This window comes from Mycoplana sp. ABR4_002, from assembly GCF_056159645.1.
Genome location: NZ_JBSWVO010000001.1, coordinates 3,680,000 through 3,702,170 on the forward strand (window position 1 = coordinate 3,680,000; position 22,171 = coordinate 3,702,170).

General features: G+C 67.9%; 26 protein-coding genes. 17 read left to right on the top strand and 9 right to left on the bottom strand.

What is annotated here, in order from left to right:
- Positions 1-3 precede the first annotated feature (3 nt).
- The 3 genes from lptM (at position 4) to ACXAGF_RS17465 (ending at position 4,212) form a co-directional block, all read left to right on the top strand.
- Positions 4-192, top strand: coding sequence for an LPS translocon maturation chaperone LptM (lptM, locus tag ACXAGF_RS17455; protein WP_475018639.1), 189 nt, complete (start codon positions 4-6; stop codon positions 190-192).
- A gap of 12 nt (positions 193-204) precedes the next feature.
- On the top strand, positions 205-1,473 hold the full coding sequence (gene lysA / locus ACXAGF_RS17460) for a diaminopimelate decarboxylase (protein ID WP_475018640.1): 1,269 nt from the start codon (positions 205-207) through the stop codon (positions 1,471-1,473).
- 141 nt (positions 1,474-1,614) lie between these two features.
- Positions 1,615-4,212: a TIGR02302 family protein gene (locus tag ACXAGF_RS17465; RefSeq protein WP_475018641.1), complete on the top strand. Its 2,598-nt coding sequence runs from the start codon at positions 1,615-1,617 to the stop codon at positions 4,210-4,212.
- A 66-nt stretch (positions 4,213-4,278) separates the two neighbouring features.
- On the opposite strand, the gene ACXAGF_RS17470 is transcribed toward ACXAGF_RS17465, so the two are convergent.
- The 3 genes from ACXAGF_RS17470 to ACXAGF_RS17480 all read right to left on the bottom strand — a co-directional run bounded on the left by ACXAGF_RS17470 (position 4,279) and on the right by ACXAGF_RS17480 (position 6,120).
- A complete protein-coding gene (locus tag ACXAGF_RS17470) occupies positions 4,279-4,638 on the bottom strand; it encodes a response regulator (RefSeq protein ID WP_475018642.1) in 360 nt (119 codons plus the stop codon).
- Positions 4,639-4,777: 139 nt separating this feature from the next.
- On the bottom strand, positions 4,778-5,323 hold the full coding sequence (gene hpt, locus ACXAGF_RS17475) for a hypoxanthine phosphoribosyltransferase (RefSeq protein WP_475018643.1): 546 nt from the start codon (positions 5,321-5,323) through the stop codon (positions 4,778-4,780).
- A 110-nt stretch (positions 5,324-5,433) separates the two neighbouring features.
- Positions 5,434-6,120: a hypothetical protein gene (locus ACXAGF_RS17480; RefSeq protein ID WP_475018644.1), complete on the bottom strand. Its 687-nt coding sequence runs from the start codon at positions 6,118-6,120 to the stop codon at positions 5,434-5,436.
- Positions 6,121-6,313: 193 nt separating this feature from the next.
- On the opposite strand from ACXAGF_RS17480, the gene ftsE reads away from it, so the two are divergent.
- From ftsE to ACXAGF_RS17500, 4 genes are all read left to right on the top strand, one after another.
- Entirely contained in the window at positions 6,314-6,973 is a 660-nt protein-coding gene (ftsE, locus tag ACXAGF_RS17485; RefSeq protein ID WP_475018645.1) for a cell division ATP-binding protein FtsE, read from the top strand.
- Positions 6,966-7,976, top strand: a complete 1,011-nt coding sequence (locus tag ACXAGF_RS17490; RefSeq protein ID WP_475018646.1) for a cell division protein FtsX — start codon at positions 6,966-6,968, stop codon at positions 7,974-7,976. The genes ftsE and ACXAGF_RS17490 overlap by 8 nt, the downstream gene beginning before the upstream one ends.
- A 77-nt stretch (positions 7,977-8,053) precedes the next feature.
- Positions 8,054-8,767, top strand: coding sequence for a YdcF family protein (locus ACXAGF_RS17495; RefSeq protein ID WP_475019336.1), 714 nt, complete (start codon positions 8,054-8,056; stop codon positions 8,765-8,767).
- Positions 8,768-8,848: 81 nt separating this feature from the next.
- On the top strand, positions 8,849-9,637 hold the full coding sequence (locus tag ACXAGF_RS17500) for a lysophospholipid acyltransferase family protein (RefSeq protein WP_475018647.1): 789 nt from the start codon (positions 8,849-8,851) through the stop codon (positions 9,635-9,637).
- Between the two features lie 14 nt (positions 9,638-9,651).
- Here the strand turns inward: ACXAGF_RS17500 and ACXAGF_RS17505 are convergent, their stop codons facing one another.
- On the bottom strand, positions 9,652-10,191 hold the full coding sequence (locus tag ACXAGF_RS17505) for a gamma-glutamylcyclotransferase (RefSeq protein ID WP_475018648.1): 540 nt from the start codon (positions 10,189-10,191) through the stop codon (positions 9,652-9,654).
- A 102-nt stretch (positions 10,192-10,293) separates the two neighbouring features.
- Between ACXAGF_RS17505 and ACXAGF_RS17510 the strand changes: the two genes are divergently transcribed.
- Entirely contained in the window at positions 10,294-11,289 is a 996-nt protein-coding gene (locus ACXAGF_RS17510; protein WP_475018649.1) for a DUF2125 domain-containing protein, read from the top strand.
- Positions 11,290-11,313: 24 nt separating this feature from the next.
- Here the strand turns inward: ACXAGF_RS17510 and ACXAGF_RS17515 are convergent, their stop codons facing one another.
- Together ACXAGF_RS17515 and ACXAGF_RS17520 are read right to left on the bottom strand one after the other, a co-directional pair.
- Entirely contained in the window at positions 11,314-12,240 is a 927-nt protein-coding gene (locus ACXAGF_RS17515; protein ID WP_475018650.1) for a prephenate/arogenate dehydrogenase family protein, read from the bottom strand.
- Positions 12,241-12,327: 87 nt separating this feature from the next.
- The gene (locus tag ACXAGF_RS17520; RefSeq protein WP_475018651.1) at positions 12,328-13,107 is read right to left on the bottom strand and encodes a methyltransferase domain-containing protein; all 780 of its coding nucleotides are present in this window, start codon (positions 13,105-13,107) and stop codon (positions 12,328-12,330) included.
- Positions 13,108-13,201: 94 nt separating this feature from the next.
- On the opposite strand from ACXAGF_RS17520, the gene gloB reads away from it, so the two are divergent.
- The 7 genes from gloB to ACXAGF_RS17555 all read left to right on the top strand — a co-directional run bounded on the left by gloB (position 13,202) and on the right by ACXAGF_RS17555 (position 17,992).
- On the top strand, positions 13,202-13,972 hold the full coding sequence (gene gloB / locus ACXAGF_RS17525; RefSeq protein WP_475018652.1) for a hydroxyacylglutathione hydrolase: 771 nt from the start codon (positions 13,202-13,204) through the stop codon (positions 13,970-13,972).
- Complete coding sequence (locus tag ACXAGF_RS17530; protein ID WP_475018653.1) at positions 13,972-14,394, top strand: cupin domain-containing protein; 423 nt, start codon at positions 13,972-13,974, stop codon at positions 14,392-14,394. The genes gloB and ACXAGF_RS17530 overlap by 1 nt, the downstream gene beginning before the upstream one ends.
- A 306-nt stretch (positions 14,395-14,700) precedes the next feature.
- Positions 14,701-15,048: an acyltransferase gene (locus ACXAGF_RS17535; RefSeq protein WP_475018654.1), complete on the top strand. Its 348-nt coding sequence runs from the start codon at positions 14,701-14,703 to the stop codon at positions 15,046-15,048.
- 25 nt (positions 15,049-15,073) lie between these two features.
- Positions 15,074-15,322, top strand: coding sequence for an acyl carrier protein (locus ACXAGF_RS17540; protein ID WP_475018655.1), 249 nt, complete (start codon positions 15,074-15,076; stop codon positions 15,320-15,322).
- A complete protein-coding gene (locus ACXAGF_RS17545) occupies positions 15,319-16,626 on the top strand; it encodes an AMP-binding protein (protein ID WP_475018656.1) in 1,308 nt (435 codons plus the stop codon). The genes ACXAGF_RS17540 and ACXAGF_RS17545 overlap by 4 nt, the downstream gene beginning before the upstream one ends.
- Positions 16,623-17,342, top strand: a complete 720-nt coding sequence (locus ACXAGF_RS17550) for an SDR family NAD(P)-dependent oxidoreductase (RefSeq protein ID WP_475018657.1) — start codon at positions 16,623-16,625, stop codon at positions 17,340-17,342. The genes ACXAGF_RS17545 and ACXAGF_RS17550 overlap by 4 nt, the downstream gene beginning before the upstream one ends.
- Entirely contained in the window at positions 17,339-17,992 is a 654-nt protein-coding gene (locus ACXAGF_RS17555; protein WP_475018658.1) for an SGNH/GDSL hydrolase family protein, read from the top strand. Before ACXAGF_RS17550 ends, ACXAGF_RS17555 begins: the two co-directional genes overlap by 4 nt.
- 21 nt (positions 17,993-18,013) lie before the next feature.
- On the opposite strand, the gene yddG is transcribed toward ACXAGF_RS17555, so the two are convergent.
- Positions 18,014-18,907, bottom strand: a complete 894-nt coding sequence (gene yddG, locus ACXAGF_RS17560; RefSeq protein WP_475018659.1) for an aromatic amino acid exporter YddG — start codon at positions 18,905-18,907, stop codon at positions 18,014-18,016.
- Positions 18,908-18,937: 30 nt separating this feature from the next.
- On the bottom strand, positions 18,938-19,714 hold the full coding sequence (locus tag ACXAGF_RS17565; RefSeq protein ID WP_475018660.1) for a DUF3108 domain-containing protein: 777 nt from the start codon (positions 19,712-19,714) through the stop codon (positions 18,938-18,940).
- Between the two features lie 281 nt (positions 19,715-19,995).
- On the opposite strand from ACXAGF_RS17565, the gene rpmB reads away from it, so the two are divergent.
- Entirely contained in the window at positions 19,996-20,280 is a 285-nt protein-coding gene (gene rpmB, locus ACXAGF_RS17570; protein WP_475018661.1) for a 50S ribosomal protein L28, read from the top strand.
- Between the two features lie 122 nt (positions 20,281-20,402).
- The gene (locus ACXAGF_RS17575) at positions 20,403-21,044 is read left to right on the top strand and encodes a VUT family protein (RefSeq protein WP_475018662.1); all 642 of its coding nucleotides are present in this window, start codon (positions 20,403-20,405) and stop codon (positions 21,042-21,044) included.
- Between the two features lie 86 nt (positions 21,045-21,130).
- Here the strand turns inward: ACXAGF_RS17575 and ACXAGF_RS17580 are convergent, their stop codons facing one another.
- Positions 21,131-22,138 carry an esterase-like activity of phytase family protein gene (locus ACXAGF_RS17580; RefSeq protein ID WP_475018663.1) on the bottom strand — a complete coding sequence of 336 codons (1,008 nt, stop codon included), beginning with the start codon at positions 22,136-22,138 and terminating at the stop codon, positions 21,131-21,133.
- Between the last annotated feature and the right edge of the window lie 33 nt (positions 22,139-22,171).

Here is a 22,171-nt window from a genome sequence, read left to right on the forward strand (position 1 = left end):
CGCATGACACTGAAGACCACTGCCAGGCTGGCCCTCGTCCTTGTTGTTTCGGCGGCGGTCATTTCCGCCTGCGGCCGCAAGGGCGACCTCGACCCGCCGGGCGCGGCACCGGTATCCAGCACGGCGGCGGGCGGGCAACCGGCGAAACAGGCGCCCGAGGACAGGCCCTTCCTCCTCGACGCCCTTCTCTGACGGAAGAGACACGTGAACCATTTCGAATATCGCGACGGCGTCCTCTACGCCGAGGACGTCCCCGTCCCGGAAATCGCCAAGGCGGTCGGCACGCCCTTCTACTGCTATTCCACCGCGACGCTGGAGCGTCACTTCAAGGTGTTCTCGCAGGCCTTCGACGGGGTCGACGCGCTCGTCTGCTACGCGATGAAGGCCAATTCCAACCAGGCCGTCTTGAAGACGCTGGCGCGGCTCGGCGCCGGTGTCGACGTCGTCTCCGAGGGTGAACTGCGGCGCGCGCTCGCCGCCGGCATCCCGGCCGAGCGCATCATGTTCTCCGGCGTCGGCAAGACCGTGTCCGAGATGGACCTCGGCATCGCCGCCGGCATCTACTGCTTCAACGTCGAGTCCGAGCCGGAGCTGGAGATCCTCAACGCCCGTGCGGTCAAGGCCGGCAGGCAGGCGCATGTCTCCTTCCGCATCAACCCGGACGTCGACGCCAAGACGCACGCCAAGATCTCGACCGGCAAGAAGGAGAACAAGTTCGGCATCTCCTGGGAGCGGGCCCGCGCGGTCTATGCCCGCGCCGCCGGCCTTCCGGGCATCAAGGTGACCGGCATCGACATGCACATCGGCAGCCAGATCACCGAGCTGCAACCGTTCGAGGACGCGTTCAAGCTGCTGCGCGAACTGGTGGAGACGCTGCGGGCCGACGGCCACACGATCGAGCACGTCGACATCGGCGGCGGCCTCGGCATCCCCTACAAGAGCGACAACTCCCCGCCGCCGCTGCCCGATGCCTATGCCGAGATCGTCAAGAGCGAACTGCGCGGCCTGAACTGCAAGATCGTCACCGAGCCGGGGCGGCTGATTGTCGGCAATGCCGGAATCCTCGTGACCGAGGTCATCTACGTCAAGGACGGCGGCGAGAAGACCTTCGTGATCGTCGACGCGGCGATGAACGACCTGATCCGGCCGACCCTCTACGAGGCCTGGCACGAGATCCGCCCGGTCGTGCTGTCCGCCGCCAATTCGCCGCGGATCCGCGCCGACGTCGTCGGACCGGTCTGCGAGACCGGCGACTATCTGGCGCTCGACCGCGAGATGACGATGCCGAAGCCGGGCGACCTGTTCGCTGTCGGCTCGGCCGGCGCCTATGGCGCCGTGCAGGCCGGCACCTACAACTCGCGCCTGCTCGTGCCGGAGGTTCTGGTGAATGGCGACGAGTTCCATCTGGTCCGCCCGCGCCCGAGCTACGACGATCTGATCGGCCTCGATTCGGTCCCGGCCTGGCTCGCCTGACGGGCCGCGCTGCCGCCGCGCGGCCGGGCCCGGTCAAAGCGATCACGATTTCGCGCGCGCCCTCGTCTTCGCCACAAAGGATGCTATTTTCGTTCGAGGCGGAATTGGCGTGCCGCGCCCGCCCGCGCGAAATGAGGACCGATGCAGGACGACGCGAGAAATGCCGGCGATCCGGATCAAGGCCAGAGCCTCGCGCGGCGGCTTGCCCGCAAGCGTGTGCTGGCGTCCGCGGTGCTGTTCGCCGAGTGCCTGCTGCCGAAGCTGCTGCCGCTCCTGCTGCTGATCGCCAGCCTGCTGGCGCTGACCTGGCTCGGTTACTTCCGCCATGTGCCGGCGTGGCTGCACGTGGCGACGATCCTGGCCTTCGCCGCCGGCTTCCTGGTCTTCGCCGTTCGCCTGCGGCACGCGGTCTGGCCGCGGGCGGAGCACGCCGATCGCATGCTTGAACGGCGCAACGGACTGGCCCACCAGGCGATCGCGGTGCAGTCGGACCGCCCGGCCGGCGCCGGGCCCGTCGCCGCGGCGCTGTGGCGCGAGCACCAGGTGCGGATGGCGCGGCTGATCGGCACGCTGCAGGCCGGCCTGCCGCGACCGGACATCGCCCGCTTCGACCGCCACGGCTTGCGCGCCGTACCCGTGCTGCTGGTCGCCGTCGCCTTCGCCTTTTCCTATTCCAACCGTGCCGGCCTGCTCTCCGACATCGTCACGCTGCGCCAGCCGGGCGAGGACCGGCCCGACATCCGCATCGACGCCTGGGTCACCCCGCCCGCCCATACCGGGCGCGCGCCGATCTTCCTGACCGGCACGGCCGGGCAGCTGGACGGACGGCTGCGCGTTCCGCAGTTCAGCGAGCTGACCGTGCGCATCACCGGCGGCAACGGGAAGGAGGGCGTCTCCTACCGGCCGGACGGCGAGCCGGAAGCGGCGCTGCGCCCGGACGCAGCCGAGAATGGGACGCAGACGGCCGCCGCCGAGCCGGCCGCCGCGACGCCGGCCGGACCGACGACGCTGCGACACAAGATCGTCAAGGACGGCACGCTGTCGCTCGACGGCCGCCAGTGGGGCTTCAGCGTGATTCCCGACCGGGTGCCGGACATCGCCTTCGACGGACTGCCGCGCCGCACTGTGGCCGCCGCACTGGAGATCAGCTTCATCGCCAAGGACGACTACGGCATCCAGGAAGCCCACGCCGAGATCGTCCCGGTCGACCCGCCCGCCGCCGACGCGCGCCCGCTCTATCCGGACCCGGAATACCGCCTCGACCTGCCCCGCCGCAGCGCCCGCGACGCCAAGGGCACGACCAGCCGCAACATCTCCGAGCATCCGCTGGCGGGAAAACGGGTGCGCATCACCCTCGTTGCGCGCGACGCCGCCGGCCAGGAGGGTCGCAGCCAGCCGCAGGAGATGGTGCTGCCGGCCCGCACCTTCTTCGAGCCGCTGGCCGGTGCCGTCGCCGAGCAGCGCCAGACCTTCGCGCTCGACGCCAACCAGCTGCCGCGGGCGATCACGCTCAGCCAGGCACTGATGCTGCGGCCGGAAGAGACGATCCCGAACCTCACCCACTTTCTCTTGATCGCCTCGGCGCAGGAGCGGATGCGGCTCTCCCGGAACGACGACGAGCTGCGCGACACCGCCGACTACCTCTGGGAGATCGCGCTCGGCATCGAGGACGGCAACCTGTCGCTCGCCGACCGCCGCCTGCGCGAGGCGCAGCAGGCGCTGTCCGAAGCCCTCGAGCGCAACGCGCCGGACGAGGAGATCGCCCGGCTGATGGAGGAACTGCGCGAGGCCATGCAGGCCTACATGCAGGAACTGGCGCGGCAGGCCGAGAAGAACGGCCAGATGCAGCAGAACGCCCAGCAGCAGGGCCAGATCCTGCGCCAGCAGGACCTCGAGCGGATGATGGACCAGATCGAGAACCTCGCCCGCTCCGGCTCGAAGGACCAGGCCCGTCAGCTGCTGGCCGAAATGCAGCGCATGCTGAACAACCTGCAGGCCGGCCGGCCGATGCAGCAGCAGGGCCAGCAGTCCGACGCCATGCGCCAGCAGATGGACAAGCTCGGCCGGCTGATGCAGGACCAGCAAAAGCTGATGGACCAGACCTTCAACTTCGACCAGGCGCTACGCGACCGCATGCAGCGCGGCGATCCGCTGCCGGGCGAGGAGGAGATGTTCGGCGATCCCGGCGAGGAGGGCAGCGAGCAGGGCGAGGGCCAGTCGCCGACCGACCAGATGACCGAAGAGGAGCTGCGCCAGGCACTCAAGGACCTGAAGGCGCAGCAGGACGCGCTCGGCAAGCAGCTCCAGGAACTGCAGGAGAGCCTCAAGGAGATGGGCATCGAGCCCGGAGAGGGCTTCGGCGAGGCCGGGCGGGAGATGGGCGACGCCTCCAGCGCCCTCGGCCAGGGCAGGGGCGAGCCGGCGGTCGGGAGCCAGGGGCGCGCGCTGGAGGCGCTGCGCCAGGGCGCCCAGGACATGATGAGCCAGATGCAAGCGATGGGCCAGGGCGGCCCCGGCCAGGGCCAGCCGCAGATGAGCCGCACCGGCCGTGACCCGCTCGGCCGCGAGCGGCCGAACTCGGCCGAGGGGCCGGACTATGACGGCCGCACGCGCGTGCCCGAGGAGATCGACATCCAGCGGGCGCGGGAGATCCTCGAGGAGATCCGCCGCCGCCTCGGCATCGGCAATGCGCCGGTGATCGAGCGCAACTACCTCGAGCGGCTGCTGGGCCTGGAATAGGCTCCGGCCGCGACCGGCCGACGCGCCCGCGCGGCAATCATCGAACCGACCGGGGTCGCCCGGCGGTCACGCCGCGAGCGCTCGGGCAACGGCGGTGCGGATGTCCGGCAGGCTGAACGGCTTGGCAACGACGTCGACGATCTTCTCCGCCAGGTCCTCGGCCCGCTCGCGCTGCTCGGCATAGCCGGTCATCAGCAGGATCTTCAGATGCGGATGGGCGTCGGCCGCCTTGTGGGCAAGCTCGATGCCGTCCATCACCGGCATGCGGATGTCCGACAGCAGCAGATCGAACCCGCCGGTCGCCAGCGTTTCGAGACCCTGGGCACCGTCGGCAGCCTCGACGGTCTCGTGTCCGTCCAGGCGCAGCGCCCGCGCCACGAAGATGCGAAGCGAATCCTCGTCTTCGGTGATTAGAATTCTCGCCATGGCCATCCCTTCGGGCCGAGCATCCGGCCCTGTCAGAGCGGCGCGAGGCGCCGCCGATCATCGTTACACTGTGCCAGACATGACCAGAGTTTCGTTTGCGATCGGTAAACGGCGGACGGAGAATTTTAGACGGCGCGGCTCAGTCGGCCTCGCCGGTGACCACCCCGACGAAGGGCAGTTCCCGGAACGCATAGGCCACGTCCATGCCGTAGCCGACGACGAAGTGGTCGGGGCATTCGAAGCCGACATAGTCGGCCTCGAGGTCGGTCTGGCGCTTGACGCGCTTGTCGAGCAGCACGGCGATCGTGACGTGCTTTGCCCCGCGCTCGAGCAGCAGTTCCTTGGCGAAGCGCAGCGTGCGGCCGGATTCGAGAATGTCGTCGATCAGGAGGATGTCGCGGCCGTGCACGTCGCTGTCGATGTCCTTGACGATCTTCACGCCCTGCGAGGTCGTACCCTTGCCGTAGCTGGAAAGGGTGATGAACTCGACCTCGGGCGCAAGGCCGGTCGAATGCATCGCGCGGATGAGATCGGCGGCGAAGATGAACGAGCCCTTGAGAATCGAGATGACCAGCAGGTCCTTGGTCGGGCCGGACTTGATCGAAGCGGCCATCTCGGCGTTGCGCTTTGCGATCTCCTCGGCGCTGTAGAGGGTTTCGATCTTCTTTCCGCGCACAACAAGCATCGCGATCTGGCTCCAAACGGCGTTTACGTCCGCATCAGCCGTCTCGGGCCGGATCTGACCCACGGTCTATGCGCTGGCGGCCACTGCCGCTTGCCTGCCGCATAGCACACTCAATGCCGCGGCGCATCCGCAGCTATCAAGGAAACCGCGACTTTCGGCAGGTTTGTGCCGTTGTGGGGGAATTTCAGCGTGAAGCCGTCCGCCGCGCCGGCCGGCAGGGTGCTGGCGCCCATCTCCACGCGATGGCGCGCCACCGTCTTGCCGCCGGCGATCACCTCGACGAGGATCGACGGCATCGGCCGCGCCTCGTGCGAGCGGTTTTCGACCGTGCCGTAGACCGATAGCACCTTCATCCCGTCGCGATCGTCGAGCGCGGTGGCGACACGGCCGACGACGACCTGGTCCCCGCTGGCGGCGCCGGCGAGGACCGTCGCCAGTGCCGAAAGGCCGCCGGAGAAGAAGAACATGACCATGCAGCAACCCGCGACGGCCGCGCCGAAGGCGCGCGCCGGCAGCAACTGCAGCAGTCGCTCGCAGAGGCGCAGGCTCCAGACAATCGCCGCGACGGCGAGCCGGCCGGCGGACGCGCCGCGACCGGACCGCGGCGGTTGGCCGCTGCGGCGGTTGTCGTTGTGAACGCGGCCTGGCGCGCGGCGGTCCGGCAGCACGACGAAGTCGGCATCGACGACATCGGCACCCGGCCTCGTCCGTGCCGGACTGCGCCGGCGCGTGCCCGGCTCCGGCGGCAGAAGGTCGATGGCGGCGTTCCTTTCGCGCCGCGCGCCGGATGCGTTCATGGCGATGCTCCTTGTCGTTGCGCGCCCGAAGGGATCACCCGCAAAAAGTCGGGCATTGAATCGAATCCTTACGATTCGTAAACCATATTGGTTAATGCTTCGGAAACCGGCCTTGGATGGGCCTTGTTTCCGTGCGATCCGCGAGCGGCGAAACCGCGCCCAGGCGCGCCAAGACGAGAACCGGAATACCCCGTTGATACATTTCGAGAATGTCGGTCTGCGCTATGGGATGGGCCCGGAGATCCTCCGCGACCTCACCTTCGACATTCCGCGCCGGTCGTTCCAGTTCCTGACCGGCCCGTCCGGCGCCGGCAAGACGACGCTGTTGCGGCTGTTGTTTCTGTCGCTGCAGCCGACGCGCGGTCTGGTGCGCACCTTCGACCGCGACATTGCCACGATCCCGCGCGACGAGCTGCCCATGCTCCGGCGCCGCATCGGCATCGTCTTCCAGGATTTCCGCCTGCTCGACCACCTGACGACCTACGAAAACGTCGCCCTGCCGCTCAGGGTGCGCGGCAAGGACGAAGCCACCTATCGCTCCGACGTGCTCGAGCTGCTGAAGTGGGTCGGCCTCGGCGAGCGCATCAACGTGCTGCCGCCGGTGCTCTCGGGCGGCGAGAAGCAGCGCGCGGCGATTGCCCGCGCCCTGATCGACCGGCCGGAACTGCTGCTCGCCGACGAGCCGACCGGCAATGTCGACCCGCCGATGGCGCGACGGCTGCTGAGCCTGTTCCTGGAGCTCAACCGCCTCGGCACGGCCGTCGTCATCGCCACGCACGACCTGTCGCTGATGGACCAGGTCGAGGCCCGGCGGATGATCCTCTCGCAAGGGCGGCTCGACATCTATGAGTGACGCCGCGGCATCGACAGCACCCCGGCGCGAGGGGCCGGCGAAGCGGCCGGAGATGCGCGTGCGGCCGACGGCGCCGATCGTGCCCGCCGCCAACGTCTCCGGCAACGCGCTGATGTGCGTCATCGCCATCATGGCCTTCCTGGCCTGCCTGACCTATGGCGGCGTCAGCATGGTCCGCGCCACCGCGGCCAGCTGGCAGAGCCAGATCTCACGCGAGATCACCATCCAGATCAAGCCGGACGACACGCTCGACATGGAGGCGGCGCTGCGCGAGGCGCGCGACCTGGCACTGACCTTCGCCGGAACGAAGGACGGGCAGATCGTCGATCGCGCCGCCACCGCCAGGCTGCTGGAACCCTGGCTCGGCGAGGGCCTCGACCTCGACGAACTGCCGGTGCCGCGGCTCGTCGTCATCACTATCGACGAGCGCAACCCGCCGGATTTCGCTGCGATGCGGCAGACGCTGACGCAGGCGATCCCCCACGCCTTCCTCGATGACCACCGCACCTGGGTGAACCGGCTGGTGGCGATGGCCGAGACCACCGCCTGGATCGGCACCGGCGTCCTGGTGCTGGTGTTCACCGCCATGGTGCTGACGGTGATATTCGCCACGCGCGGCGCGCTGTCCGGCAACCGCCACATCATCGAAGTTCTGCATTTCGTCGGCGCCGAGGCAAGTTTCGTCGCTTCCGAGTTCCAGAAGCATTTCCTGATGATCAGCCTGAAGGGCTCGTTCGCCGGCGGCGCGCTGGCGGCGCTGGTCTTCGCCGTCGCCGGCTTCTGGCAGAACCGCTCGCTGGCGACCCCCCAGAGCGACCAGGCCACCGCGCTGTTCGGCACCTTCTCCGTCGGCCTCGGCGGCTATCTCGGCATTGCCGCGACGATGATCGTCATCGCCCTGATGACGACGCTGACGGCACGCTTCACCGTCATGCGCACGATCTTCGAGATCGACCGCATCCGCTCCGACCCGGCCCGCTCCGACGGCCTGCCGAACACATAGGCCCGAATGCGCCATGAGAGTTCGGCAAAGGACTCGTCCTTGCCGTAATCGCCCGTTATGAGAGAATCATGGCCGCAATGGACGAGTCGCAAAACACGATCTTGCAGGACCGGGAGCCGTCTGCCAGGCGCTGGCGGATTCGTCCCATCCGCCGATTCGTGCGCGCGTTTCTGCTTATACTGCTGGTCGGCGGCGGCCTGATGATCAGCGGCTTTCTTTACTTCGCCGAGACCATCGCCGCCATGGAGCCGCCGCGCAATCCGCGCGCCGACGCCATCGTCGTCCTGACCGGCGGATTCCAGCGCATCGACCAGGCGATCGGGCTTTTGAAGCAGGGCGCAGGCCAGCGGCTGCTGATCTCCGGCGTCAACCCGACCACCAGCGGCAGCCAGATTCGCAAGTTCACCCAGAGTTCGTCGCACCTGTTCGAATGCTGCGTCGACATCGGCTACGACGCGATGGATACGATCGGCAACGCCAACGAGACGGCGCGCTGGATCAACGACCACGGCTACCGCAGGGTGCTCGTCGTCACCAACAACTACCACATGCCGCGCAGCCTGCTCGAACTGCGTCGCAGTGACAAGCACACCGAGTTCCTGTCCTATCCGGTCATCAATTCCGACCTGAAGCACGGCAGCTGGCTCGGCGAGCCCGGCGTGATGAAGGCGATGCTGTCGGAGTACATCAAGTACACCGTCGCCGTGGCGCGCGATACCGTCGGTGCGGGCACCGCCAGCGGCCTGCGCCGAGATGCGCCGGCACAGGCGGCGCTGGTCGCGCCGAACTGACGGACGCCCTACCCCAAACCGGTTTCCGATTCCGGAATTATCGTGTAGGCAGGCATACCCTCCAAGGAGTGCTTCTGCCTGATGATCGTCGTGCGTTCCGTCCTGTTCAACCTGGCCTTCTACCTCAATCTGGTTTTGCAGATGATCGTGCTGACGCCGCTCTATTTCCTGCTGCCGCGCAAGAAGGCCTATGTCATCGCCAAGAACTGGGCGCGCAGCAGCCACTGGCTGTTCGCCAAGATTGTCGGCACCACCTTCGAGATCGAGGGGCTGGAAAACATCCCGCGCGACCAGGGCCACATCTTCGCCCCGAAGCACCAGTCGTTCTGGGACGCCTATGCACTGCTGCCCTGGCAGGACGACCCGTTCTACATCCTCAAGCGCGAACTGACCTGGATCCCGCTGTTCGGCTGGTACATCCTGAAGCAGCGCATGGTACCGGTCGATCGCGGCGCGCGTGGCAAGGTCATGGCGGCGGTGATGGAGCGGGCCAAGGCGGAGATGCGCAGCGGCCGCCAGCTGATCATCTATCCCGAAGGCACGCGCCGCCCCCCCGGCGCGCCGCCCGAATACAAGTACGGGATTGCCCGGCTCTACCGCGACCTGCAGGTTCCGGTCGTGCCGGTGGTGATGCATCCGGGTCTGTTCTGGCCGCGACGCAAGTTCCTGCGCTATCCCGGCCACTTCAAGGTGCGCATCCTGCCGCCCATTCCCGCCGGAATGGATCCGGATGACTTTCTCGCCCACCTGATCGAGGTGATGGAAACGGCAAGCGACCGGCTGCTGCTGGAGACGGTCGAGGCCAATCCGCAGCTGCCGCTACCGCCGACCGCCGCGACGCGGATCGCCGAGCTGCGCGCCCGCGCCTGAGCGGCGCGCGGCACTCAGCGGCCGTTGCTCAGTCGCGCCACCGTGCGGCCGACCTCTTCCAGCCAGTGGTCGCGGATGCCCATTTCGCGCAGGTGCGCGAGGGTATTGGCGACATATTCCGTGTTCGGCCCGGACTTGCCGGTCGCGGTGCTGACGGCGGCGGCCGCCTCCTCGATCGAAAGCGCGCCGGCATACTGATGGTGGGCACGGTCGATGACATAGGCAAGCGCCGGCTTGCGGAGCCCGCCGTCGATCGTCACCGGCAGCATCCGCTCCAGATAGACATGGGTGACGAGTTCGCGTTCGCGCAGGTAGTCGACCACCGCCTCCCAGCGTTCGGCCGCCACCCGGAACGCCATGCCGCGGCACGAGCCGCCGCGGTCGAGGCCGAGCACGAGACCGGGATGCTCCGGCGTGCCGCGATGCACCCAGGAGCGGACGCACAACGACCGGCGGAAGCCGTGGAGGCGCGCCGGCCGGCTCTCCTCCACCTCGAAGCCCGGGTTCCACATCAAGGAACCATAGCCGAAGACCCAAAATTCCTTGCTGTCCACCGGAGTTTCCGTCTCCACCCGAATGCCGCCGCAATTGACGGCTCACTGCCGTCATCGCCTATTTAGGCAAAGACGACCGCTTCCGCCAGAACGGAGAAGAGCATGACATCGACCAACGACGCCCAACCCGGCCGGACCGGGCGCAAGTTCTGGCTGCTCGGCCTTGGCATTGTCGCCTTCGTCGCGCTCTACACCGGGGGCTGGTTCCTCGGCGCCGACCGGCTGAAGGGCGCCGTGCAGGACCGGCTTTCCGGCGAGGCCCTGTCGGTCGCCTGCAACGGGCTCGACGTCAAAGGCTACCCGTTCCGCATCGGCGTTTTCTGCGACACGGTCGGGATCGACGACAGGCGCACGGGCACCTCCGCCAGCTTCGGCGCGCTGAGGTCCGCCGCCCAGGTCTACCGGCCCGGCCATGCGGTGGTCGAACTGGACGGACCGGCGCTGATCCGGGTTTCTCCCGACCTCACGCTGACCGCCGACTGGACTTTGATGCATGCCAGCGGCGTGGCCGGCACCGGCGGCCTGCAGCGCGTCTCGATCGCCCAGGACGGCCTGCGGGGTACCCTCGCCGCCGGCCTCGACGGCGCGAATCTCGCCTTCCTCACCAGCCACGGCGAGCTCCATGCGCGCGCCAATGGCGAAGCCCTCGACGCGGCTCTGTCGGCCGAGGGCCTCGAGCTTGACCTTGCCGGCACGCCGGTGCCGCCCCTAGACCTGGCGCTCGACCTGACCGTCGCCGACGCCGCCGGATGGCTGCGGGACGGTCCGCCCGGCGACGCGCCGCGCGGCACGAAAGGCGAGTTACGCAACCTCGCAATCGACTTCGGCGGCGGCAATGCCGGCACCCTTTCCGGTCGCTTTGAGATTGCCGACGACGGCCTCATTTCCGGCCGGTTCGAGCTCGAGGTCAAGGGCATCGGCAAGGTGCGCGACATCCTCGCCGGGGCCTTCCCGGACATCGCCGACGCGCTCGGGACCATCGCCGACACGATCCGCGGCCTGTCCGGCGGCCGTGACGAGGCCAGCGTGAAGCTAAGGGTCCGGGACGGGGTGATCTATCTCGGCATCATTCCGATCGCGGCGATCGGTCCGCTCTGAACGCTCCCGGGACGCGCCGCTCGTTCACTTCGCCGGCGCGTCCGGACGGCCGAAGTTGGCGGCCGCCGTGTCCTGGCCCGCGTCGATGATGGAGCGGCGGATCGCGCGGGTGCGGGTGAACAGGTCGTACAGCTTCTCGCCGTCGCCCCAGCGGATGGCGCGCTGAAGATAGGCGAGGTCCTCCGAGAAGCGCGCCAGCATCTCCAGGATGGCGTCCTTGTTGTGCAGGCAGACGTCGCGCCACATGGTCGGGTCCGAGGCGGCCAGGCGCGTGAAGTCGCGGAAACCGGACGCCGAGTACTTGATCACTTCGGACTCGGTCACCGTCTCCAGGTCGTCGGCGGTGCCGACGATGTTGTAGGCGATGATGTGCGGCAGGTGGGAGACGATCGCCAGCACCTTGTCGTGGTGCTCCGTATCCATCTCGTCGACCCGAGATCCGAGCGTTTCCCAGAAGGTGGCGAGCCGCTTCTTGGCGACCTTGTCGGTGCCGTGCACGGGGGTGAGGATGCACCAGCGCCCGCGGAACAGCTCGGCGAAGCCGGCGTCCGGACCGGAATGCTCGGTACCGGCGAGCGGATGGCCGGGGATGAAGTGCACGCCCTTGGGGATATGCGGCAGCATCTGCGCCACCACCGAGCCCTTGGTGGAGCCGACGTCGGTGACGATCGCCCCCGGCTTCAGGTTCGGGGCGATCTGCCGGGCGACGCTGCCGGAGGCTCCGACCGGGACCGAAACGATGACGAGATCGGCGTCGCGCACCGCCTCGGCGGCATCGAGGCAATAGTCGGTGCCCAGATCGAGCGCGCGCGCGCGCTCGAGCGTCTCGGCACTGCGGGTGGCGATCGCGACCGCGCCGGCGAGCCCATTCTGCCGAACCGCGCGCGCGATCGACGAGCCGATGAGGCCGATCCCGATCAGCGCGATCTTGTCAAACTGTTGTTCCGACATGCTGCCGCCTTTTCCTTCGGGTTGGACGCTGGCGCATCCGCAAAACTGGCCGATCCGGGCCGACCGCCGCAATGACTGCGCCAGCCATTACCGGCGTGACGGGCGATTGTCGAGGGGGCGGCGACCGAGCGCTCCGCGTGTGGTCGGCACGCCGGACGGGGCCAGAACCGGCACGAACACCCGGCGCGACGCCCGCACCGCCACCGGCAGGCCCTGGTAGAGGCGCTTCTGCGCCTCGACCACCAGCACGCCCGAGAACACCGGCCACAGCCAGCGGCCGAGCCGCTCGAAGGCGGCATGCATCCGGAGCACGCTGCGGTGCTTGGACGGGGGAAAGAACAGCGTGTCGGCGCTGGCCCCGGGGGTGAAGTTGGTCTCGCGCAGGAGATGAATGAGCTGGCCGCGGGAATAGGGCCGGCCGGAGCCGAACGGCGTGTGCTCCATCCGGGCCCAAACCCCGCGGCGGTTGGGCACGACGATGACGAGCCGGCCGCCCGGCGCCAGCACCCGCCACAGCTCCTTCATCGTCTCGCGCGGGTTCTCCGCGAATTCGAGCGCATGCACCATCAGCACCCGGTCGACCGAGGAATCGGGCAACGGCAGTTCCTCGTCGAACACCAGCGCCGTCGAGGAGGTCTCTCCGACCGGCCAGTTCACCGCCCCCTGCCCCGCCGGCATGAAGGCGAAGGTCCGCTCGGTATCGGCCCTGAAGCGCTCGAGATAGGGAACGGCATAGCCGAGCCCGACGAGGCGCTCGTCCGGCATGCGCGACCAGATCGAGGATAGCGCCATCGTGATCGAATGCTCCGCAAGGTGCCCGAGGGGAGAGTGGTAAAACTCGCGGAGATCGACAATATCTGCGTGCATGCGCGCGATGTTAGCGACCGGGCGATGGACTTCAAGGCCTTACCCCCTACATTCCAGCCTTCGACACCCGACGCGCCGCAGGAAGGGACCACCGATGAGACCGCTCGATATCGAACTGTTTGGCTGCCGGACCGACAATTTCGGGGTTTTGCTCCACGATCCGGCGACCGGGGCCACGGCCAGCATCGACGCTCCGGAGGAGCGGCCGATCCTCGAGGCGCTGGCGCGGCGCGGCTGGCGCCTGACCCACATCTTCACCACGCACCACCATGGCGATCACGTCGAGGCAAACCTGGCGTTGAAGGCGCAGTTCGGCGCGAAGGTCGTCGGACCCGCGCGCGAGGCCGACCGAATCCCCGGCCTCGATCAGGCGGTGGACGACGGCGACCGCTTCAGCTTTGCCGGCCATCCGGTGAGCGTGATCTCGACGCCCGGCCACACCGCCGGGCACATCTGCTACCACCTGCCCGAGGACGGTTTGCTGTTTGCCGCCGACACGTTGTTCGCGCTCGGCTGCGGCCGGCTGTTCGAGGGCTCGGCTGCCGAGATGTGGCGGTCGCTGTCGAAGCTCGCAGCGCTCCCCGACGAGACCGTCGTCTATTTCGGCCACGAATACACCCTCGCCAATGCCCGCTTCGCGCTGGCGTTAGACCCCGACAACGCGCTGCTGCGCGAACGGTCCGGGGAGATCGAGCGCATCCGCGGCGCCGGCCATTTCACCGCACCGACGACGATCGGCGTGGAAAAGGCGACCAATCCCTTCCTGCGGCCCGCGGATCCGGGCATACGTGCGGTGCTGGGCATGCCGAACGCCACGGACGCCGAGGTCTTTGCCGAACTGCGCGCACGAAAGGACCGGTTCTGATGACGCCAAAGGACATCATCGCCACCCTCGGCATGGCCCGCCATCCCGAGGGCGGCTGGTATGTCGAGACGTTTCGAGATGCCGCCGGCGGGTCTCGTGGCCACTCGACGGCAATCTACTACCTGCTCGAACGCGGGGAGCTTTCCCACTGGCACAGGGTACGCGATGCCGCCGAGATCTGGCACTACTATGCCGGCGGCCCGCTCAGGCTGCTGATTTCCGACGACGGGTTGATTAGCCATGCCCAGGTGCTCGGCCCCGACCTGATGCGGGGCCAGCGCCCGCAGGTGCTGGTGCCGGCCGACTGGTGGCAATCGGCCGAACCGCTGGGCGACTGGACGCTGGTCGGCTGCACGGTGGCGCCGGGTTTCTCCTTCGACGGCTTCGAGATCGCCGCGCCGGGCTGGCGACCCGGACTCTAGGCCTTCCTCAATTCTGGAGCCGCACCCGGATATCGCGGCGGAGCGCCGACTTTCTGCGCCCGACGCCCGCTTTTACTTGGTCTGAGGGCATCACCGGCAAATATTTGTAAAAGTACCATTCTCGACGAGACGTACAGAACGACGCCATTGTCATTGTAACCTGCGGAAAAATGTGCTTTTGTTATGAGGCACGGCAAAAAGGGGCTATTGGTGTCGTCGCTTTCAGTAATACCTGATGTGCGAACATTCGTACACCGGCATGTCGTAGTACATGCGGTAAGACGATATTACGCTTCCTTGTACGGAATGGACATCGGTGAGAACACACGTGTTTCGCTGTCTGTCAGGCTAGACAAGACCAATCCGGCCGGCGTGCATATCGGCAGACATACCGCATTGGCATTCGAAGTCGCCGTGCTGACACACGACTTCATCAACAACCGGCACATGGATACCTACATAGGCGACTATTGCTTCATCGGCGCCCGCGCGATCATCATGCCGGGCCGGAAGGTAGGCAATCACTGCATCGTCGGGCCCGGCACGGTCGTGATGAAGGACGTCCCGGATGGCTCGGTCGTGATCGGCAACCCGGGGACGGTGGTGGAGCGAGGCATCCGAACGGGCGTCTGGGGCGCGAGACTTCAAGCATGAGGCCTTGGGGAGGTCAGGACCGGCCATGAGGGACAGGATACAGTCGATATTCAACGCACTCTGGTCCGAGGATCACGCCGAGCCGCCGCCGGCGCTTGATCAGGACACGGTGCTGCTCGAGACCGGCGTCGACAGCATGGCGTTCGCGGTCTTCGTCACGCGGCTGGACGAGGAACTGGGCTTCGACCCGTTCACGGCCGCCACCGAGGCGGCCTATCCCCGCACCTTCGGGGAGTTCGTGGCGTTCTACGAAAAATACGCGCCGCGGCCATGAACCTGCTGCAACTCCTGCAGCAACGGACCGGATCGCCGACGCTGGCCAGGAGCCAGCAGGCAACGCTCTCGATGCACGACGCCGGGAACGACCAGAGCGGCGGCGGGCCGGCCACGGAAACCGCCGCGGTTTCGGCAACGAGCCCGATCAACCTCGTCCGGCAGCTCATCGCACTCGACGGTCGCGTCCGGCGGATGCTGCTGCTGTCGCCCTCGCTGCCGCCGGACTCCGTCGCGCATCTGATGGCCGCCGCAGGTTGCCAAGCGCTCGTTACCGACCGGAACGACCTGAAGGCCGCGTCCGGCCGGCTGCCGTCGCCGGGGCCGCGCATCCATCGCACCGAGTGGCTGCTGACGACCTCCGGAACCACGGGCCCGCCCAAGGTTGTCAGCCACACGCTCGGCTCGATCATCGCGCGGACCAGGCAGGGCACCGGTCCGGCCGGCGAGCCGGCCCGGTGGGGGCTGCTCTACGAGGCCTCGCGTTTTGCCGGGCTGCAGGTCGTCATGCAGGCGCTGCTCGGCGGCGGCCTGCTTCTGGCTCCGGAACCGGGGGAACTGCCGGAGCGCCTCGCCTTCCTTGCCCGCGAGGGGTGCTCCCACCTGTCGGCAACGCCGACGCTGTGGCGCAAGTGCCTGATGCTTCCGGGGGCGGACCAGCTCCGCCTCCGGCAGATCACCGTCGGCGGCGAGATTGCCGACAACCGCCTTCTGGCGGCGCTGCAGCAGAACCAGCCGCAGGCAAGGATCACCCACATCTATGCATCGACCGAGCTCGGGGTCGGCTTTTCCGTCCATGACGGTCGTGCCGGCTTTCCGCTCCACTACCTTGCCGGCCTGGAGGGCATCAGCTTCAGGATCAAGGATGGGGTGCTCTGGGCGCGTGCCGACGACGAACGCGCGAGCATCCACGCGCCGCACATCAGAAAGGACGAGGACGGCTTCGCCTGCACCGAGGACCGGGTCGAGGTCGAGGGCGACCGGGTGCTGTTCCGCGGTCGCGAGAGCTCGGTCGTCAACGTCGGCGGCGTCAAGGTCCAGATCGAGGAGGTCGAAAGGATCGCCGCGGAATGCCCCGGCGTCGCCGAGTGTGCGGTCGAGGCCAGGAAGAACCCCTTCAGCGGCTACGTGCTGTCGTTGTCGATCGTCCTTAAGCCCGGAGTGGCGGCCGACGACGCCAGGTCGGCCGTGCGCGGCTGGTGCACGGACCACCTTCCCCGCGAAGCGCGGCCGGCGACGATCCGGGTGGTCGACGCGATCGCGGTCTCCGCCGGTGGCAAGACGGCAAGGGTGGTGACCCAATGAGGACGGTCATCGTCACCGGGGCCTCCAGGGGGCTGGGTCTTGCAATCGTGGAAGCGCTGCTGTCGGACGGCTACCGTGTCGTCGGCGCCAGCAGGAAGACAAGCGCGGCGCTGTCCGTGCTGGCCGCCCGGCATCCCGACAGCTTCTCGTTCGTTGCGCTCGACGTGGGCGACCCCGAAGCGGTCGAGGCGGTCGCCCGCCAGCTGACCAGGGAGTTCGGGCCGATCTACGCGCTGATCAACAACGCCGGCATTGGCCTGGATGGCGTGCTGGCGACCATGCACCGGTCCGACATCCAGGACGTTGTGGCGACGAACCTTGTCGGGCCGATCATCCTGACCAAGTACATCATGCGATCGATGCTGGTGCAGCGGCAGGGGCGGATCGTCAACATCAGCTCGATCATCGCATCGACCGGTTTCCACGGCCTGTCGGTCTATGCCGCGACCAAGGCCGGCCTGGAAGGCTTCACCCGGTCCCTTTCCCGGGAGGCCGGCAAGCTCGGCGTGACCGTCAATTGCGTGGCGCCGGGCTTCATGGAAACCGAGATGACGGCCTCGCTTCAGGGCGACCGGCTCGACGCCATCCGCAGGCGCGCGCCGCTCGGCCTGCCGCATCCCGGCCAGGTCGCCGGTGCCGTGGTCTATCTGCTCTCGGACGGCGCAGCTTCGGTCACCGGGACCGTGCTGACGGTCGATGGCGGAAGCACCGCGTGAGAGGCGCGAGCGCCATGGCCGCTGCCGTGGCTCTGGCCGCCACGCCGGCCGGCCCGGCACGGTCGGACCCGGGCGCGGGCACCGCCCGGCCCTATGCCATCGTCGCCGTGGGAACCTCCCTGACGGACCGCGGCCGCTGGCCGGCGGAACTGCAGCGGCGGCTCGCGGCCTGTCGCGGCAGGCCGGTGTCCGTGACAACGGTCGCCAGAGGCGGTGGCACGACGGACTGGGCGCTGACCCAGGTCGGGACCGTCACCCTGCTGAAGCCGGACGCGGTGCTGATGGAGCTGTATGTCAACGACGCCGCGCTCCACCGGTTCGTCTCGGTCGAGGCGAGCCGGAACAACATCGCCGCCATTCTCGGGCAACTGCGGCACAACCTTCCCGGCGCCCGTCTGGCGGTGATGGCCATGAGCCCGCAGACGGGACTGAAGCGCTACCTCCGGCCCTTCGTCGACGACTATATCTCCGCCCATTTCGCCGAGGCCGGGAAGCGCGGCGCGCGGACGATCGACTTCCGCCCGGACTGGGCCGGCGTCGCCCCCGCGGTGCTGGCGCAGGTGATGGCCGACGGCAGCCATCCCGATCCGGCCTTTGAGGCAGAGCTGATGCTGCCGCGGTTGATGGAGTTTTTCGGCGGCTGCCGTTGAGCGGCGGTGGCGCTGCCGCGCTCAGGCCGCCACCCCTTCGGCTGCGGGGCGCCGCCTGCGGAAGAGCATGTCGCGGGCAGCGAGCACCGCCCCGCCGGTGACGAGGGCGCAGGCCGCGGCGATGCCCCAGGACGGCTCGGCGAAGCCGGTGAGGATCAGGGTCAGCGTCGACAGCACCGGCGCGGCGTAGCTTGCGGCGCCGAGGATCTGGATGTCGCCGTTCTTCACGCCGTAGTCCCAGGCATAGAAGGCCGCCCCGACCGGCATCAGCCCAAGGCCGAGAACGGCGAGCCATTCACCACCCGCCGCAGGCCAGACCGTCGTCTCCAGCGCCAGGTGGCACAGCAGGGACAGGAGCGAGGCGGCAAGGCAGAAGCCGGTGACGACGTCGGTCGAGACCGCCTCGAAGCGCCGCGTCAAGAGCGAATAGCCCGACCAGGTGATGGCGCAGAGCAAGGCCGCGCCATAGCCGAGCGCGTGGGCGCCATCAAAGGCGACGCCGTTGCGGGCGACGATCAGCACCGTCCCGGCGAGCCCGGCCAGGGCGCCGATGACGTGATGCCAGCGCAGCCGTTCGCCCGGCAGCATGGCTGAGCCGACGACGATCAGCAGCGGCCACAGATAGGCGATCAGGCCGGCCTCCACCGCCGGGGCGTTGCGCAGCGCGGTGAAGTAGAGGAAGTGGTAGCCGAACAGGCCGGCAATGCCGACGGCCCAGACCCTGGCCGGCTGGCGCAACAGCGCCAGCCGCGTCGGCCGCACGAGCAGGACGATGATGCCCGGAAGGCTGCCGATCAGAAAGCAGATCGCCGACAGCTGGAACGGCGGCATCTTGCCGGAGGCTGCGGTAAACAGCGCGAGCAGCGACCACATCAGGATCGCAGAAAAGCCGACCAGCGTTGCCCGTAACCTCACCGTTTCCTCCCGCGGACGCGCCGCAGGACCTCAGTCGCCGAACCGGGTGGCGGAAACCGTGACCGGGCCGAGCGCCGTGGGAATGCGGACATAGACGGGTGCGTATACGTCAACCGCCTGGGCCCTGGCAAACCAGATTTCCATCGTGCTCAGGTTGCGCAGGTATTCGACGTCCTTGCGCCCCTTGCGATAGCCCGCACGCGGCACGAAGCGCACGCCGCAGACCTTCACCTCGCCCCGGAACCCCCTGGTCGAAAACGGCCGGGTTCCCTTGTCCGACAGCCGGATGTCCATGCGCGACTCGCCGTCGAAGATCGGCAGCGTCGAGTTGCAGACATTCGTCTTGGCGGGCACGATCAGCCCGGAGATCGGGTCGACCACCGAGCGCATGTCGCTGGCGCGCACCGGCACCCAGTTCTTGGCCCGCTTGCGCTCGGGGCGGATCGACGCGCGCACCGCATCGCCGTTGCGGAAGGCGACGCTGATGGCGCGCGCCTTCTTGCCGCTGCGATAGGACATCGCGTAGTTCGTCGCCTGCAGCCTGCCGCCATTGACAACGCCGCTCACCGACGTCGTGCCGTGCGTGCTCGCCAGGATCTCGGCGAGCCCGGCCGAGTCCATGCGCCCGGAAATCGAGTAGCGGCGGCCGTCGAACTGCGAACGGAAGCTCGCCGTGGCGACCGGCAGGCCGGACAATCGGATGCTGTAATTGGTGATATGGCTGATCTCCGCCGCCGGCGCGACGCTCGAAGCGCCCGTCAGCATCACCGGGACAGCCGCTGCTGCAAACCAAGCCCGCCAGTTCATTGTCCTGCGCTCCTTACCCACCCGTCAGTGTACGACCCATTGCGGCAATTCTGCGCCAATGCTATCCGGGACGCCACCGCAAACGCGCCTGTCCGCGCACCGCCCATTGGCCGCAAAATGCCGCCGTTTGCAACTGTTTTGCCCGAAAGGCGGAGGATTGGCTTGACGCCACCGCTGCAGGTGACTATAGAACCGCGACTTTCCAATAAGGCCAGACGGACGGCGGCCGACCACGGCGTCGAATTCGCATTGTCCGAAACCAAAGAAGAATAGGTGCATCCATGTCCCGTAGTTGCGAATTGACCGGCAAGGGCGTCCAGTCGGGCCACAATGTGAGCCATGCCAACAACAAGACCAAGCGCAAGTTCCTGCCGAACCTGTGCAACGTCACCCTGATCTCCGATTCGCTTGGCCAGCGCTTCCGCCTGCGCGTTTCCGCTGCAGCGCTCCGCTCGGTCGAGCATCGCGGCGGCCTCGACGCCTTCCTGCTGAAGGCCGACGAGAACGAACTGTCGATGCGCGCCCGCCTGCTGCGTCGCCAGATCGCCAAGAAGCTCGCCGCCTGATCCTGTAGAGGGCCGCGGCCTTCCCTGACTGCTTCTCGAGGCTTGGCCGGACAGCCGGACAGGCCTCGTTTGCTTGAGCACACCTCGCGCCGTCCACTGGTGGCATACCCCAGGATAAAAAAATGCAGGCGAACCGCATTACCCTGACCTACGTTCTGTTGATGACGCTCGTCGTCGTCGCCTCCAACGTGCTCGTGCAGTACCCGCTGCCGGGCAGCCTGTTTGGCGTCAACCTCGGCGACATCCTCACCTTCGGTGCCTTCACCTACCCGGTGGCCTTCCTCATCACCGACCTGACCAACCGGCAGTTCGGCCCGAAGGTCGCCCGCAAGGTGGTGGTCGCCGGCTTTGCCGTGGCGGTGCTGTTCTCCTTCGCCGTCGCCACGCCGCGGATTGCCGTCGCCTCGGGCTCCGCCTTCCTCCTCGGCCAGCTGCTCGACATTTCGGTGTTCAACCGGCTGCGGCGCCAGGCCTGGTGGCGGGCGCCGCTGGTCGGCTCGCTGGTCGGATCCGCGCTCGACACGCTGGTGTTCTTCTCCCTCGCCTTCGCGCCGATGTTCGCGATCTTCGGCCCGAACGACCCGTTCGCGATCGAACATGCGCCGGTGCTCGGGCTCTTCGGCGCTGAGGCGCAGCGCTGGACCTCGTGGGCGATCACCGACTTCGGCGTCAAGATGCTGATGGGCCTGGTGATGCTGCTGCCCTACGGCGCACTGATGAGCACGCTCAAGCCCATGCCCGGCGCCGACAAGGCCGTGGCCTGACCAGCCCTGGCCCTGGCTGACAAGGCGAACGTAGCAACGAACGCGGCCGCGCCGGGAATCCGGGGCGGTCTTTTTGTTTCAGCCTGTCAGAGGCCGCCGATCAGGCGGAATTCCAGCATCAGATTGCGCTGCAGGATGGAGTGGTTGTCGTCGGAGACGACGATGATGCGGATGTCGCCGTCCGGCAGTTGCAGGACGTCGATCCCTTCCATGTTGTCGATGTGGTGGCTCATGTTCGCGTCGATCAGCACCTCGCCGTCGACGACCGCGCCGGGCCTGATGTCCCCGCCCTTGATGCGGCGGATGCGCATGCCCACCCCGTCCGCCAGCCTGAAGCGGCGTTCCAGCAGCAGCAGGTCGCCGTCCGGCAGAAAGGCGCCGTCGGTGATGTCGAAGGGATCGTTGCGGACAACTGCGAAGGTCCCCTTGCGCGGGCCACCGAGGATCGCCGCCAGCACGTTGCCGTTGCCGTCCAGGCTGCGTTCGGCGATGATCACCGGCGCGCCGCGCAGCGGTCCGTCCCCGGGAGCGGTCACCACCGTCTCAAAGCCGCGATTGTTCCGCAGCTCGGCACGCGGGAAGGGAATGGCATAGCGGCCCTGCGGCGGCGCCCCTTCAAAGCCGGGATCGGGATAGTAGTCGATCCGGTGGCGCTGCTCGTAGCTGACGATCGCCGCGCCCGGCACAAAGGCCAAGCCTTCGGCATCCATCCACGCCTTCCGGCTGTCGGCGACCCCGTCAGCGTTCAGCATCGGGCTGATGGTCAGTTCGCCCAGGCCGGACAGCGTCCCCTCCCCGTCCCGCCGGATCCGGCCCGTCAGCCAGTGCCCGGTGTCCAGAACCGCGACGAAATGGGTTCGGTCCGGCCGGAACCGGATCGCGGAGACCGCGCCGAGCAGGGAATTGGGCGAGGAGTAGTTCAGGCCGCCGACGAATTCGAGCCGGCCGAAGGCGCGGTCGGTCGAACCGATGCCGAAGTGCGAGATGATGCGGCTGTCGACCTCGAGCGCGACGCTGGTGGCCGATCCGGGGGCGGCGAGCATCGTTGCGGCGAGGACTGCGGAAAACAGGACGGGCAGGCGCTTCATCGGCATCTCGGGGCTAGCGAACGCGCGACGTCGCCGGGT